Source organism: Rubritalea tangerina (genome assembly GCF_042683245.1).
GTDB lineage: Bacteria > Verrucomicrobiota > Verrucomicrobiia > Verrucomicrobiales > Akkermansiaceae > Rubritalea > Rubritalea tangerina.
Genome location: NZ_JBHUJB010000028.1, coordinates 131,365 through 148,137 on the forward strand (window position 1 = coordinate 131,365; position 16,773 = coordinate 148,137).

Sequence of the window (16,773 nt, forward strand, 5' to 3'; positions counted from 1 at the left end):
ATCACGGAATGATAAATCACAAAAACAGCAACACCCACTAACAATAAACTAACAGAAGGCAACTCGAAACCCACAAAGAATAGAACCTGAGAAATATCACACTCGAAATAAAATTGCTGATTTTTGAATAAAATAAGCAAAATAAAAAATCAACCCCTCCATGAAATTTTTCTCAAACTAAATGGAAATCACACCACCCGACAGACACCCGCTCGCCTCATGTCAGCAAAATAGCGGACATAATACCATTGATCAAACGGAATGGACGAATGGTCGGAATGAGCTTGCAGAATATCAAGGCGGAGTGAAGGCGTCCCGTACGCGCGGGATAACTGAATGACAACGATGGCATGATGCAAGATAATCCGACTTACTCTAAAATTGCGAAGCGCAAACTTCACAAGACTAAACCAAACTCCATTCGTCTATTCCGAGTCGAGAGATGGTAGAATTGCGAAACGACATTTTCTTGACCAAGAAAGCTAAAAGCAGTCCTGAATAAACATTCCGGACTCCCTGTAAACAAAGTGGATCAATAAATAACCCGAGCCTCCTAAAAGAAGCCACTTCCTCAAGCTAATTCCAAACAACGATCTTCAGCTCTGAGCCCATTCCACACGGGGTAGTCATGTTCAAAACATAGAACGCCTTAGCATAACCTTGAAATAATCTGCCCCGCATAGCCATAAACTTTATTCAGTTTGCTTGAGGCAAGTATTTCGTAAATGGTTAGTTACTTTTTTTGTGGGTAATGTGCGAGAGCTCTCTGGCATACCTTTTACCAAATTCGATAAAGGATTCTCTATCGAAGTGCACATTATGTTTGTCTATTGATTTTAGGCCACTTGAGCTGACGAAGCCAGTATGAGGAACATTGCTGGGCAAATCTTCTAGGATTGATTTGATTTTCTTGATCCCATTGAGATGTGACTCATTTCGGCCAATTCCATAAAACTCTGCGAGGTTACCAACAATGAATGGAAGTTGAGGGGCATTTAAGTCTGAGCGTAAATCGCTAATTAATTGGTGAAGCTTTCCCTCGTAGCTGGAAGCGAGTGTGTCGTTGACTGAGTCGGATTCCCCCTGGTGCCAGAGAACCGCTTTGAGAGTGCCAAATTTTTTGGCGAAGGCAATTTTTTCCATGGCATCGTTATAGACGGCGGTTCCTTTATTGAGCTTTTGGATTTTTGCCCCTCCCCAAGCGAGAGGAATGAGTGCCACCTTTACGTCTGGATTGGTTTTCAGATACTCGATGGCAAAGGGGATTTGTAAACCGAAGCGGTGAGACTTCAGACGGTTATTGATCGGGTGTTTTGCAGGTAAAAATCGTAAATCACCTTTATATTTGGTCGGGAGATAAACAATGTTAGGGACAGGTTTTTTATCTTCTTCCTTAATGTGCCCAAAGCCAGTCATGTTCGATTGCCCCATGGTGATGATGATGTGAAGTTTTTCTTTGTTGCTAGGGATTTGCCAATGAGAACTTTGCTGGCTCTGCACTAGATTTTTATGCGTGTTCTCACTCATAGGCTGAATGGACTCAGCGACAGTTTGTGCGATGATTTTTGCGCCTTGGGCATTGGGGTGCAAACTATCTGGGAAGAGTTCTTTCTTTCCTCTGAGAGCGGAGAACACATCGATGAGTTGCAAGTCGTGTTTACTAGCAATTTCTTTGATAGTGGGGTTCACGTTGTCCGTAATGATTTCTTCACGATTACCAGGGTCATTAAAGCTGGGAGCTACAGTGCAGAGGTAAATTTTTGGTTTTGATTGCAGCTGAGAACAAGAATCGATGAATGTTTCATAATCTTTTTGAAAGGCATCTTGGCCTTGCCAATTATGATTGCTTTGGTTGGCGTCGTTTGTCCCTAGTTTGATGATTATGATATCAGGCGCCCATTCTTTTACTTGGGAAAACTGCTTTAGTTTGGGGTAAGATAACTTGGGTTTCAGTTGAATGGTGGAGCCACTGCGCCCAAAATTCCTTACAGAAAATCCATTACCTAAAATTTTTTGTAATTGTGCTGGGTAGGAATTATTTTTTCGTTCCTGAACTTTGGCGCCAAAGGTAATGCTATCGCCAATACAAGCGACTTTGACTTTTGTTAGATTTTGGTTTTCTTTGGCTCCAAGTGAGAGAGGAAGTATGAGAAGGAGGATAAGACTGAGTTTGTTCATGTGGATGGAGGTGTGCTTCAATTAGTTGTTTAGGTGTGTACCTCCCCTTGGATTTCGACCGGAGAAGGTCATGATTGTTGGCTAGCTTAGTTGCTCGCGGGATGCCTGACTGGAGTATTGCGTGCCTCGGCCACAGAGGAAGGTGATTTCCCTAGCGTCTAACACCCAGTCGCATAAGCCTTTCTCTGCACTTCTGATTACCATTTCAGCAGGCATTTCTGAGCCAGTTTGGTGCCAATGACAGCACCTACGATTTTGTTCAAACTACGACTAGATAAAGCCAACTTTCTTTGCTTCAGATCCAAGTATTACTAGAAACTAAAGCCCATTACATAGATCGGTGATTTCTCATCTCAATTTCTTTCTGTGCGCACTGTGAAGCAATCTTGCCCACATCACCTCCCGCTCTATGAACCACTCGCTCTATAGTCCACTAAAGCCCTTGTTCGCATCTTCGAGCGCTTCGCCTCATCAACCCCCGGATACAAAAACATCATCATCCTCTTGTTAGGGCGGTGCATGATCATGGACGAATACACGACCTTCGTCTCCGTCGCCTCCTTTCTCGCTACCCGACACGGGTATGCCTTCTTCTTATTTGCAAAAGAATCAATCACCTTAGCACTCTGCGCCCTGAGCATCACCGGCTTGCCTGTAAATTTCACCATCATGTCTTCCTTCGATAAATTCACAAATTGATAGGACCCAAAGGGAAACTTCCTCGATGAAGTATCAAAGACGCGATACTTCAATTTCCCCTCTCCACTGACGAAAAAAAAGATCAAGGGCTCATGCACCCCACTCGGCACCTTCACCTCCTCAATCATACGATAGGGTACCTTCACCCCGCGTTGGTAAAACCGAATCGGAACACCCGCTTTATAAGGGTAATAGCCAGAATATGCCATCTCCATCAAATCCACCGGCACCATCGACTCCTCACTTAACCTCTTAGCCTGAGAGAAAAATACGGCCTCACCCTTCCAGTCACTCCAGCACGCTACGCGAAACCTCTTCCCCCCCTTCGTCTCCTCCCCATACACACCCACACAACACGCCATCCACATCACAACCACTATACTTAATATCACTTTCATCACTTTATTCTCTATTTGTTACTACTCACACCTCATCAGCAGCCAACCACCGGAAACTTACCACCTTCAACTTCCTACCATACTTCCGATTCGTCGCTGTCACATTCGGGTTATCCACCCACTTCTGAACTATCGTATCAGAACTCAAATTAGGATAATCGGGGTCAATCACCTTAAACTTCTCTTCACTCGCCTCACACCACGCTGGCACTCGCTGAACAGTCGCCTCACACCAGGCCTTTGCCATCACCTTGCCGCGTGAGTCAAAAGCCTCACCATAGGCTCGCACCACAAACGTGTCCGAACGTGTTCTCATAATACTCCCCAAGGACGCTAATACATCAGACTGCATCAAATAGGCAGATGCCCCCACCCCAGCACTCAAGCGACGAGTACTCCCAGCAACCTGAATCTCCTTATTCTCGACAAAATCCACACTGACATCATCTCCAAAATCCTCATTCAAGTTAGCCGCCTCTATCGCCATCTGTATCGCCCCTAACTTCCCAACATCATTGCCGTCTTTCGTCTCATTACTAAGCCTCCTGTTCACAAAATCTGCCATCCCCATAAATGGCCCACGCGCCTTGATCTGATCCACCATAGCTTCCGCTAAATCGCTGATCTCATCATCACTCAAGTCACGAAATGCTGTCCAGCGCTCCTTCTCACTGTTCGCAGTCGCTATATCCCCCCCCGCTGGCAACTGAAAACGAGTCATCGCATTGTTGCTCTCAAGCTCGCGCAGATTGCCACCATCTACCCCGCTATGCGCATGCTCCTTCAAACTCCCTAACACAGCCTTCCAGGCCTCCACTGAAGTCGAGTTCACATTAAATCCACCCTCCACTGCTAAATGCCGCGCAATCTTTGCATGATCTTTCGCCTCCTCAATCACCTCCACTTCCAACATCCCACTCGGAAGGTACACCATCCGCGGATTCACGAGTGCCGGAATATCTGCACCATCGACCATCGCCCGCAATGCCTCCTCCTGACTGCCATAAGGCTGCACTGCGCCACTCTCATAGGCCAACTTCGCCTCCCCCCAGTTGATACTTGAAAAGAAATATTGATCCCATAGCGCCTCGTTAGATGCCCAACTAAAATCCGTCATCACTTGACTATCTGGTGCCTTGTAGTCACGCACCAAACTTCTCTTTCCACTGATCAAGCGCGTGTCCTTTATCCCCGGATGCGTAAAGGCATTACCAATCGGCGCCGCTCCATCCGCAGGCAATACTGTCGTGTCCGCATGCGAAAGCTGCGCCAAGGAAGTCAACGGCGCGCGCGGTAATTCGTTCAACACCACAAACTCAGATCCAGAACTCGCATCCTTCCCAGCACCCCAAAAACCTCGCTCATTCGCACTCACCAATTCTAACTCAGATGTGTCATTGATCCCTAACAAATCAACCTTCCAACTGGGCTCAGAGCGTGTCGAACCATCATAATTACGTAAATCGTGCAGCTGTGACCTCGGACTAAATTGGTGGTACACTGGTACACCTTCCCCAGCATGTGCCATCCTCACATCTAATGCAGCTATCGCACGCCCCTCCCCATTCACATCTGGCACATCAGTTCCATTAAATTCCTGCTCAACATACAAGTCGTGATCCTCAGCATCAGTCTTGGAAACATTCTGATAAGTGGAATACAGTACCGTGCTCATAAATGCATCATCCATGTAGTCCCTGTTAATCTCAGGACTCCCAGGTATATTGAGCTCATTGATGTCACGCGCCCCTCCATCATGATCCTTATTACTCAATAGATGGAACATATAGAAGTCCCCAACATTTTTCCCCACATTGTTATTTGTTCGCCCAAATAACTTGACTGATATCCTGCGTGTCCAATCAGGAATTATCGGACTATCTCCCCCCAACGGCGGATTCGGGTAAACATAAATACCTGAATCTTCTCCATATTCGAAATCCCCTAAAACCACATTGTTCTGATTAAAATAAAATTCGTTACTTCCATCCCCAGTCCCCTTCGGACTAATCACTCTTATCTCCCCAGCTGCCATCCGGTAATTCCCACCCGACTCCGGCAATAACCGGTAACTCAACGCCCCTCGATTGTTTGAATTCTGAGTGAACCCTCTGGGTCTACTCTCACTCATCGTATCCTGAAGCTCCCCATTCTCATCATAATACGTGAGAGCAATCCCCAATGGATTAAACTTGTTAGTAAACATCGATAAGGACTCAAACTCAATCTCCCTGTTATACGGGTTGTGCAAAGTCACATAAGGATCTATCGAAAATGCTAATCGATATTTTACTGGATCTGTCCCCTCCACAAGCTTCTTACGTATCCCAAACACCATCGTAACCCGAATCACTTGCGGCATCACCCGCTGTGCTGTTGCGCGCCTCGTTCCTACCGTAGGATCTATCACCCCCTCAACCACCCTCTCAGCATAATCCTTAAATAACAACTCGCCTCCATAGGACTTATTCTTAACATTTCTCCCGTAGATAGCCCCAGGACTCGTCCGCACACCATACTGTGCACCATTCACATCACCCTCATTTTGGTAGCTGCTCGCATAACTGAGCGGCAATGCCCCCCTCGCCACGATAGAATCCTCAGCCACACCTGATAACTGACGCGGCCATGAAACTTCCTCCCATTCCTTCTTATAAATACGGTAATAATTACGCAACAAATCCCAAGTTGGCCCCCTAACTGATCGATCACTCCCCACTGGAACCTCAAACACATACCCCAGTGGATGCTCGCTCGGATAAAATGCCTCATCCGAGTATCCCGCCCATAAGTTGCGGTAATTAGAAGTATCGTTGCGCTCCTTGGAATGGTGAAACTCTTCTAACGCTGCAAAGTCCTCCAATTCGAATGCTGTCGATAAATCCGACTTCATCCCTCCATCACGCGTGTTCGTCATTAAAGAAAGACTCTGATGCCCCATGTCATGAAAATACTGCCTCGAAACCTCCTGCCTCCCCACAGCATGAATCAAATCAATGCTCTTTTGACTCGCCACATTCTCACTCTGCTCAGCAGGGTAACTCTCAAAAGCCACCTGATCCATCACCTTCAAACCACTCTTCACTGCCACCCCTAATGAGGCCGCACGCTCCCAAGCTTCCGCTTCATCTCTCTGAGCCACGGCATAACTTGCCTTCGATGCCACATCATCCACCCACCATCCATAAGCTCCACTCAACGCACCATTAGCCGCTCGCACCGGCACCGTCGCTACCTTTACGTAATCTTCCTTTTCTAACACTGAACCATCACCTACCACAGTCACCAAACTCGACCCCTCAACCCCATACGCCCCTAACCCCGTACGCACATCCTCTTCACTCGGAGCCTCCTCATCTAGCATGGGAACCGACGCCATCCAGCCTATGAATTCCCGCTTGTTCGGATCCTTGGGATCCCAGTTCTCCGTCGACCATACCCCCGTTAAATACCTCTTCTCATCATTGACCCCATCAACAATCTCCCCCCTCGCCGTTACCCTCTGATCCTGCCCCACACTCTTCTGCAATTCCCCCAATGCCACAGATAACGCCATCCGTGCATTCGCCTGCGCCTCCATCTGATAACGCGCCACACCAGACCTCCTCTGCTCCATCGTCGATAAACTTAACATCCCCACCGCTACCATCACCAATAACGCCATTACCGATAAACTCGCTATCAACGCTAAACCTGTATTACAGGATTGAGGGCGCTCGGTCTTATGATATCTTCTCATAGTGTGCAGTAGGGTTATTTAGAGTGAAGGACAGCCACCATTCCATGCTGACGCAAATAAACAGAGTGGCATTAGAGTATGTGACACCCCACACAATAGTTACACCTATTTTCAAAAAAAATGCCCATCTTTCCTCTCATATACAAATTACAGAAAAAAACATGTTAATGATCCCCAACTTCGGCTCATTATCCAATGTGATGAACCCCACTCCCACAGACACCCATGAATTCGTCAAACTGCTGACTGGCCACCAGGCCTCACTCAGAGCCTTCATCGTCGCCCTCATGCCCGGCTCACCGGACGTCCAAGACGTCCTCCAAGACACCAATGTCATTCTCTGGGAGAAAATGGCGGACTACACCCCTGGCACCAGCTTCAAAAATTGGTCCTTTACCATCGCCAGATTCATGGTCAAAGCCCAATACCGCTCCAATAAGCGTTACCTCTCTCCTATGCTGAATGAAGATATCATCCACGCCATCTCCGAGCGTTGGTACAACCGCCAACCTGAAGCCACGCAGCTACGACAAGCAGCCCTAGAAAAATGCGTCAAAGGCCTCAAAACCAGTGAACAAGATATTATCGAAGCCTGTTACTCACACGGCAGTAATCTAGAAAAATACTCCACAATCATCGGCCGATCCGCAAACTCATTGCGCGTTAGCCTCTTCCGTATCCGCAATAAACTCAAAGACTGCGTGGAAATCCGCATCGCTCAGGAAGGAGGAAAAGCATGAACCTCCCAGACCAAACAATCCTCATCCAAAAACTCCTCGACGGTTCAATCGAAACTGACGAACTTCATCAACTTGAGCAAATCTTCCGCGCACACCCCGAAGCCATCGATGCCTACATCGATATGTCAGAAATCCATAGCTTCCTAGGCTCAAAAGAAGCTGAAAGCGCCCAGTACGGAACCGTCGTTCCCATGGAGCGCATCGTCCGCCGCCAAAAACGCCGCCAACTCAAAGTCGCGGCCCTAGCTGCGGCTGCCATTGTCCTTATAAGTCTCCTCAGTCTCCAACTCTTCTGGTTCCAATCAAAAAGCTCAGACCTCGCATTTTCAACCTCCCCTCAGAGCCGATTCACTATCTCCAATACAAATCAGAAACAGCGCAGCGACAAAACACTCTCACCAGGCTCCACACTCACCCTCTCACAAGGCTCACTCGAACTCACATTCGCCACTGGCGTCACATCCATCCTCGTCGCACCCGCTGAAATCACCCTCGTCTCAGAAAATACGCTCAAAATGCCAGAAGGTAGAGCCTGGTTCAATGTCCCTAAACAAGCCATCGGCTTTAAAGTGATTACCAGCGAACTCGAAATCACCGACCTCGGTACCCAATTCGGAGTGCTCGCTGACCCCAAAAATCATGACGAAATCCACGTCTTCAAAGGATCTGTCATCGCTAAAGCAACTCGCGGTAACCAATCAGAAAGCACCCTCTACCAACTCGACTCTCGCCGCGCCAGCGCCAGAGGCGACCTCAATATCATCTCCACCCAGCCTGATGCTTTCCTCACTGCCCTCCCGAACTCACTCCCAAACATTACCTGGACATTCGATGAGAAAAAACCCTTCCAAGCCAGTGGCTCACACCCAGCCGCCGCTACCATAAAAACCAAAGCTACCGGCAAACCCACACTCACAAGTGGCAGGTTCGGACAAGCCCTCCTACTCAACGGCAAAGGACAATCCCTCGAAACCAACTGGAAATCATTCCAAGGCCTCCGCCCACGTACCATCTCTGCATGGGTCTACATGGACTCCACCGATGACCACTCCGATAACAGCGCCATCGTCGCCTGGGGCGACCATAGCACACCCACTGGTAAATGGACACTCCAGGTCTCTCAAATGAGTCCCGAAAGCGATCGTAAACTCCGCGTCTCAATGGGCAATACTTGGGCAACCACCAAAGCAAACGTTCCCACCGACCGCTGGGTCCACCTCGCTGCTACAACTAACGGCTCAATCGATACCAATGGCGCCCTCCACCTCGAACTCTACATCGATGGCATAAACCAAGAATATTCTCGTAAAGGCTCCTTCGCACCCCAAAAAGGTACCACCGTCACCACCCTCAAAGCCGCCCCCGTTACCATTGGCTCCAGTATCCATTCAAGACGCGCTTTGCGCAAATTCCTCAAATCTAAACTCGATGAAGTCTCCATCTACGATGGCCATATGAGTCCAGAGGAAATTAAAGATCTCGCCCAACCCTAACCGAGTCCCATGCCACGCAACCTCCACACCCTCACCCTGCTCACCACATGCTGTGTGATAGGTCATGGCGCGGCCCAGTCCCTCACGGTCGAAGCCGCCGCCAATACGACCAACCAAAACAACCAAGGCACCAGCTCCCAGGGGACACTCACCTTAAAAAAAGCAATCTCCCCCTCAGACAACACCGTCGCAGCCTCTACCTCCTCTGCGGAAACCATCACATTCGAAATCACCGAACTGGACCTCGACGGTGATGGAAAAACAAACGACCACATCATCGTTGATTTTAAACTAACTGCCAGCGGCCCCATCTATACTTCAAAATCCACCGGCACCGGATGGCTCTCAGCTGACGACTCCAACTTCAGAAAAGACGGCCAATCACTCAACATCAGCCACATCAAAACGCGCTACTTCATGAACGGCCATCCCTCCCCCATTCGTATCAAATTTGGCGGCTTTTCTAGCCTCACCATGGGAAGTTGGGACATCGCAGGCGCTCCTCATAACAAAGACCTCGACCGCGCCACCATCAACAACAAACAATATACCGCCAAAGCCACTAACGAAACACTTCAACTACGCACCCACCCCACAAAGTTAAACGTCGCATTCAATCAGACCAACGGTGACTCCGGAATCTGGCGCATCAAAGGCTTTGGCTTCAAAATAAACCTCCCCCCACACACACATACCATTGCGCATCACTCACGGAAATCCACCACAACTTCCGCACAAAAATCACCCGCTGAGCGTGGATCATTACTCAGCATCGGTAACCTCAGCATCATGATAGGCGATCGAAAATAATCTCGCCCATCAACCTAACATTCTAAATGTTCACACTGACCGCGATGAGTCGTCGCTCGCAAAAAAAGATCACACCCTGTACCTGAGAGACGGTCACCCTATCCCTACTGTGGGTCAAGGCCTCAAACCTAAGATCTCTATGATTTCAGCAACTAATAGCATGAAGATCTTCTACACTCTCTTAGATCATCACGCTGCACCTCGGTGCATTCATGCTGATGACTAATACCCCCTTCGTGATTCAAAAGAATCAAATAACGATGGAATGTATTATGTAATCAAGGCAGGATAGAAAAATCACGCTCATACTCAGACTATTGATAGAGAAGCGCTGATTTATAAACAAAAAACCCGACCCTACACTTCCTTCGCCCGGCGCACTGCCCCACCATAAGCATCATTTGTCTATTATGAAGTGCGATCTGGTATCAATACAACCCTCTTTCCCCCCAACACACACACCTATTATGATTAAAATTATACTATCCAGCTTCTTTTTAGCCAACATCAGTTTGCTGTTAGCACAAACGCATTCGCTTGAAAATGATGCAATCAAACGCACATTCTCAACCAAAAACGGCACTCTAAAAACAATCTCAATCGAAAATAAAAAGGCAAATATCCTCGTCACTCCAGAGAATGCACCAGAATTCAGCCTAAGAATATCAGAAGGAACGCACACCTCTGGTACCGACAAAATTCTTACAGCGAAGGATTTCACCGTTATCGGCCACTCCTCATACCCAATAAACAACGGCCAAGGCTACAAGTTCGCCCTCAAAAATGAGGAACATAAGTTAAACCTCTCCCTCTGTTTCGAAATCGGAAACAATGACGACTTCATGCGCAAGTACTTGATCATCGATGCTGCTAAAAAGCTTTGCATCGAACGTATTGACATTGATCAACTATCCCTCAAAGACGTCTACCAACCCTACCAAACCAGACAAATCAACAGCCGTGGCGGCTGGCGACCAGGATTAGGTCAACCTCTCTTCACCAAAGATAGCGCCATCTACTTAGGGACTGAATTTCCAGCCGCTGACAACTATGTCTCTAACTCAACATTCTCCTGCGGCTATCAATTCGGTCACACACTAGAAGCTGGTCAAAAAATCACCACATACTCTGCCGTGCTCGGCGTGGCCGATGATGCCCGTTTCACTTCAGATGCCTTCTACGACTATATCAATAAAATACGTGTCCGCCCTCTGAGACTTCAGACACAATATAATTCATGGTTCGACTATGGATACACGATCAATGAAGAACAATTCCTCGCTAGCGTTAAAAAAGTGAACCAAGAACTCTGCCTCGAACGGGGTACCCCACCACTCAAAGCCTATGTCATTGACGATGGCTGGCAGGACTCAGTCAAACGCCCAGAACGCTACACCCCACAAATTCCAAAAACTGATTGGTCCAAATCCGTCTGGAATCTAAATAAAAAATTCTCTCCCAACTTTTCAGATTCTTTCCAAACAGTCAAAGAAGCGAAATCTTCACTAGGCCTGTGGCTCAGCCCAGGCTGTAACTTCGGCGGCCGCTGTGCCGTGCCTCATATGCGAGAAAAAGGATGGGGCGGACTCAACAATTACATGTCCCTCGCATACAGCCCATACATGGACTTGCTAGAAAAACGTATGGTCGAACTTACCGTCGAAGGTGTCACCTATTTCAAACTCGATGGCCTCTTCGGCCACCTTAATACCCGTGATTACGACCTCCAAAAAGATGCCCTCAAGCGCAAAGTCCCCATAATGCCCCAGCTCATCCCCAGTGACCTGCTCTCTGACGACAAAAAACTCAACGACAGTAAATATGATGAAGCCAAAATTTACTACCTCACTGTCGGGACAGAACGCCTCATCAGCATCTTTGACAAAATGTCACAAGCCAACCCAGACGTCTACATTGTCATCTCCAATGGCGCTTGGCTAAGCCCATGGTGGCTCATGCACATCGATGCAGTCTGGATGATTAACGCCGGCGATGCCGCCGGCGGCGCAAATCGTACAGGTGAACTCGTATACAGAGATAGCAAATACTTCGACATCTACAAAAAGGAAAATACACACTTCCCCATGTGCGCTCTCTTCAACCACGAACCAAAGAAAAAGAGCAACAATGAAACCAAAGATTCCTTCCGCAAATACCTCTACATGAACATGTCTCGCGGCACAGGATTCATCGAACTCTACCTCAAAACTTTTAACCTAAAAGAATATGACTGGGACGTCCTCGCCGAAGGCCTACTCTGGGCCGAAGATGTGTTCCCCACATTCTACAGGTCCAGAATGCACGGCGGCAGCCCCAAAAAAAATGAGGTCTACGGCTACACCGCTTGGAACAAAAACCGCGGATACGTCAGCATCCACAACCCATCCCAAAAAGAACAAACATATCGCTTCCAGCTCGACCGACCCTTCGGCCTCATCCCCAGCAATAAAACATACCAACTCAGCTCCCCCCTCAGCGATAGCCTCAATAATCTGAATAAAGCATACAACTACGGGGATACCCTTACCATCACCATGCAACCCGCCGAAATCCGAATCCTCAATTTCGACCTAAATGCAAAGGATTGGTCGAAACTCAAGGAACTACAAACCAGAACCCTCGATGATTACTCACCTCCTCCCAAAAAATCAAAGAAGCTGAAAAAGAAATAACCCACCTCCCCAAAATCGCAGACAAGGGACTAATCACTCCCTTCTAGTTACCATCACCACTGCCCAGTGACACTCAACTGGGCAGTTTTTGTTCCCCCCCACAGACACTCAAAAAACTCAACATTGTTGTTAATGATCCCACTCCCAGGCGCATGCACTAATGTATCTGCACTGAGGATACCACAAACCATAAACCAACCATTCACATGAAACATACCCCTTACGCAGTTTTAGGCGCTATCACACTCATCACTTCCGCTAATGCTGCAACTATCAACATAGGAGTCAACACTGCTGGAGGCACAGACGTCCTCGGATCAACAGGAGTCTACGATAATGGAAATGCTGGTAATTTCGCTGACCGAGCCCCTCAGTGGGGAGATGTGACAGGTGCCGCCCTCAGAACCGGATTCACGTATCAAAGTTTTGCAAACTTAGACACTGGTCATGAATTACCAAGCTCCACTGTCCAAGCTGGTACATACTCTGTAACAATGGATGTCAGAACTTCCGATGCAAATCGTACATTTGTCGGGTACTTAGACTTATCCTCTACAGAAAACACAACAGATGAAGGCTTCACTTTCGGCCTCTTCACTACTTCTGCTCCCACCAGCGCCGCTGACGGCAGTAAGGCTCTCTCATCCTTTAACACAAGCGATGGAGTCAATTTTTCGGTAATCAGTAATGCTACCCCACCACAGGAAACTCCAGCGCCACTCGTCACATGGGAATTCCAGTGGACTGTGGATGATGCAAGCTCTTCTATTGGCCAAGAACTCTATTTAGGTGCCCTGATTCAAAGAATGAATAATAACGCTGCCTACATAGACAAAGCCACTATCACCTATACTGCCATCCCTGAGCCTTCCACCACAGCCCTCCTCGGTCTGGGTGGCCTTGCTCTTATCTTACGCCGCCGTAAGTAAGCACTCATCCCCCAAAATCACTTACTTTGCCGCCCAGTAGAACTCCGCTTCTGCTGGGCGTTTCTTCCTTCCTCCCACACCACTTTCCACCCTGCATTCCCCAACAACATGCACCATAAACTCTTCACCACCCTCCTCTGTATCCTTCCTCTCTACACCGCCAACGCTCTCGAGCTGCAAATCAACGCTGCAGCCAATACTACAAACGCTGGCAACCAAGGCACATCCTCACTCGGCACCCTCACCTGCTCAACACCCGTCGCCGACAACTCCGCCGCTACAGCACCAGGTCAAATCCAACAATTTACGATCTCTAACATCGATGTAAACAATAACGGCGGCAATAACGACAACGTCATCATTACTTTCCGCATCACAGGCTCTGGAAATGTCCAAACAAATACCTCCGGATCTGGTTGGCTCTCCCCAGGCTCCAATGCCCTCTCCAACAACGGCCAGTCACTCACCATCAGCTTCGAGTCAATCCAAGTCAATCTAGACGGTGGCACCAATAACGGATCCGCCTCATTCCAAGGCTTCTCCGCTGTCACTATGGGCAATTGGGATAATGCCTCAGACACCGCAACTATCAATGGCCAACAATTCACCTACAATAATATCGTTAACGAAACCCTCACCCTCAGTAACCAAAACCAAAACTCCCTCACCTTCTCATACCAAACCGCATCAGGTGATTCTGGATCATGGCGCCCACTCGGAACCCATTTCTCAATCAATATAGAATCAAACGACCAGCCTCCTCATGTCACCAAGTTCTCTAGCAATGACCTCGCCATCAACCCCGGCCAAACGATCACCCTCTCATGGCAGGTAGAAAACGCAGATTCTGTCACCATCTCCCCAGATATTGGTGATGTCACCTGGCTCACTCAAAATGGCGTCGGATCCACAACGGTCACCCTAACAGAAGCTACCACCTTCACTCTCACCGCCACAAACTCTGACGGTGAAACCACCCACGATGCCCCCATCCACCTCCGACCAAGCAAACCTAACATCATCGTGTTTCTTATCGATGATTGGGGCACCGAAGATTGTTCCGTCAACTTCAACCTAGATGCAAATCATTCTCCCATCCCTCAGATCGACCCCACCACCGTCGGCCTTCCAGCATTTACACAAACAAACAACCACTTCCATACCCCAACCCTCGAAAAGCTCGCTGCAAGTGGTACCATCTTCACCCGCGCCTATGTCTCCCCAATGTGCTCGCCAACCAGAGTCACCTTCATGACGGGACAAAATACCGCTCGCCATAAAACAACCAACTACCTCGGTGGTGGCGGCAAAAGCTTCAATATCAAATCCCGACCAAATCTCGAACTCACCGCCCCCAATCGCACCATCGCCGAAGTCCTCCGTGATGCCGGATACCGCACAATGATCGTCGGTAAAGGCCACATCGGTGACGAAAACCTCGACTCTAACCATTATAAAGAACCTGCTGCAAACCCAGCCGACGACTTCTACGGGTTCCAAATCAATGTCGCAGCCACAGGAAAAGGCCAACACCGCAATTGCTACTCGAATGCTTCACCAGCCTTCAACATCAACGGCAGCTCAGCCAGTGAAGACGCATTCGTCGCCGAATACCAAAATAAAACCTACGCCGACATCGATCCCCAAAAATACGCCAACGAACCTTGGAAAGACGAACCACTCTACGTTACCGAAGCCCTCACTCTAGAAATCAATGAACGCATCGAGGACGCCGTTAAACTCGGTAAACCCTTCTTCGCCTACTTCTCACACTACGCAACCCACCAACCACACCAAATCGACCCCCGCTTCCAAAATAACCCCAAATACGCGGGCCTCTCTGGCAATATCCTCGACCTCGCTACCATGGTCGAGGGCGTCGACCAATCCACCGCCGACGTCATTGCTAAACTCGAATCTCTCGGAGTCGCCGATGACACCCTCATCGTCTTCTTCGGGGATAATGGATCAGAAGCAGACCCTCGCCCCGGGGATAATCCCACCACTCTGGGCATGAGTAACCCACTGCGTGGACAAAAAGGACACCGCCACGAAGGTGGCACTCGCGTCCCATTCATCGTCTCTTGGGCCCAGCTCAATGCCACCAACACCCACCAAGTCGCCTTCCCCATCCAGGCCGGAAACAAACAACACGATATCATCGCCGCCCAGGACATCTTCCCCACCCTATGTGCTGCCGCAAATGTCCCACTCCCTAACACCGATGACGCAGGCCAGCCACTCACCATCGACGGCCATAACCTCGCGGGCTATCTCGCCGGAACACCCGGTTCCCACCGCCCGCAACAACTCCTCATTCATTCCCCCACTCCACACGCCCACGACTTCTTTACAATCCTCCATCAAGGGCCATGGAAACTCATCTATAATTACAACAGCTCAGTCGAAAGTAACAAAGTCGAACAAGCACTCGGTAGCTACGAACTCTTCCACCTCACAGATGACCCCTACGAGGCCGATAACCGAGCCTCAGCCTCCAGCCCCAACTATAACCCCACCCGCCTCATGCAAATGGCGCGCGAACTCATCGCCGAAATTGACCGCCATGGCGGTGAGCACCCCTTCCTCATCAACCAAGACCCAGCTCTCGCAGCCCTCGGACTCCCAGCCCAAGCCAATGACCCTCACCCCATCATCCTCCCCCTCCTCCCTGGAATCGACTCAGATGCAGATGATCTCGATGACAACCAGGAAGACCCCAACCGCAATGGAAAAGTCGATAACGGTGAAACCGACCCAAATAACCAAAACACCGACGGCGATAGCACACCTGATGGAGCTGAATCCAAACTCGGCACTGACCCTCTCGACCCCTCCAGCGCCTTCCATTCTTCCACCACACTCACCCCTCAAGGAGCCCTCTCTCTCACTTGGCCCTCCCTCCCATCCACAAGCTTTACTATCCGAAGCAGCCCAGACCTCATCGACTGGAGTAACATCATCACCACCGGTATCTCAGCTGAAGATGCCGCCACCTCCACGAGCTTCCCCCTTCCCGCTCCCAATGCAGCCCAATGCTTCTACAGGGTCGAACTAGAATAACCCTTCCATGTAATACTTCTCCCCCCAGAGGCCATTCACTCTCTACCTAGAC

9 protein-coding genes are annotated in these 16,773 nt (G+C 48.9%); 6 read left to right on the forward strand and 3 right to left on the reverse strand.

What is annotated here, in order from left to right:
* Positions 1–729: 729 nt before the first annotated feature.
* The 3 genes from ACFSW8_RS06725 to ACFSW8_RS06735 form a co-directional block, all read right to left on the reverse strand.
* Positions 730–2,178 (reverse strand): sialate O-acetylesterase, encoded by a 1,449-nt coding sequence (locus ACFSW8_RS06725; RefSeq protein WP_377177790.1) that lies wholly within the window; start codon positions 2,176–2,178, stop codon positions 730–732.
* 407 nt (positions 2,179–2,585) lie between these two features.
* Positions 2,586–3,275 (reverse strand): hypothetical protein, encoded by a 690-nt coding sequence (locus ACFSW8_RS06730; protein WP_377177792.1) that lies wholly within the window; start codon positions 3,273–3,275, stop codon positions 2,586–2,588.
* 25 nt (positions 3,276–3,300) lie between these two features.
* On the reverse strand, positions 3,301–7,014 hold the full coding sequence (locus ACFSW8_RS06735; RefSeq protein ID WP_377086740.1) for a pilus assembly PilX family protein: 3,714 nt from the start codon (positions 7,012–7,014) through the stop codon (positions 3,301–3,303).
* 161 nt (positions 7,015–7,175) lie between these two features.
* Between ACFSW8_RS06735 and ACFSW8_RS06740 the strand changes: the two genes are divergently transcribed.
* The 6 genes from ACFSW8_RS06740 to ACFSW8_RS06765 all read left to right on the forward strand — a co-directional run bounded on the left by ACFSW8_RS06740 (position 7,176) and on the right by ACFSW8_RS06765 (position 16,721).
* Positions 7,176–7,754 (forward strand): sigma-70 family RNA polymerase sigma factor, encoded by a 579-nt coding sequence (locus ACFSW8_RS06740; RefSeq protein WP_377086741.1) that lies wholly within the window; start codon positions 7,176–7,178, stop codon positions 7,752–7,754.
* On the forward strand, positions 7,751–9,247 hold the full coding sequence (locus tag ACFSW8_RS06745) for a LamG-like jellyroll fold domain-containing protein (RefSeq protein ID WP_377086743.1): 1,497 nt from the start codon (positions 7,751–7,753) through the stop codon (positions 9,245–9,247). The genes ACFSW8_RS06740 and ACFSW8_RS06745 overlap by 4 nt, the downstream gene beginning before the upstream one ends.
* Positions 9,248–9,256: 9 nt before the next feature.
* Positions 9,257–10,057 carry a hypothetical protein gene (locus tag ACFSW8_RS06750; protein ID WP_377086745.1) on the forward strand — a complete coding sequence of 267 codons (801 nt, stop codon included), beginning with the start codon at positions 9,257–9,259 and terminating at the stop codon, positions 10,055–10,057.
* A gap of 467 nt (positions 10,058–10,524) precedes the next feature.
* Positions 10,525–12,729, forward strand: coding sequence for an alpha-galactosidase (locus ACFSW8_RS06755; RefSeq protein WP_377086746.1), 2,205 nt, complete (start codon positions 10,525–10,527; stop codon positions 12,727–12,729).
* 206 nt (positions 12,730–12,935) lie between these two features.
* On the forward strand, positions 12,936–13,658 hold the full coding sequence (locus ACFSW8_RS06760) for a PEP-CTERM sorting domain-containing protein (protein ID WP_377086748.1): 723 nt from the start codon (positions 12,936–12,938) through the stop codon (positions 13,656–13,658).
* A gap of 108 nt (positions 13,659–13,766) precedes the next feature.
* Positions 13,767–16,721, forward strand: coding sequence for a sulfatase-like hydrolase/transferase (locus ACFSW8_RS06765; protein ID WP_377086749.1), 2,955 nt, complete (start codon positions 13,767–13,769; stop codon positions 16,719–16,721).
* The last annotated feature ends 52 nt before the right edge of the window (positions 16,722–16,773 follow it).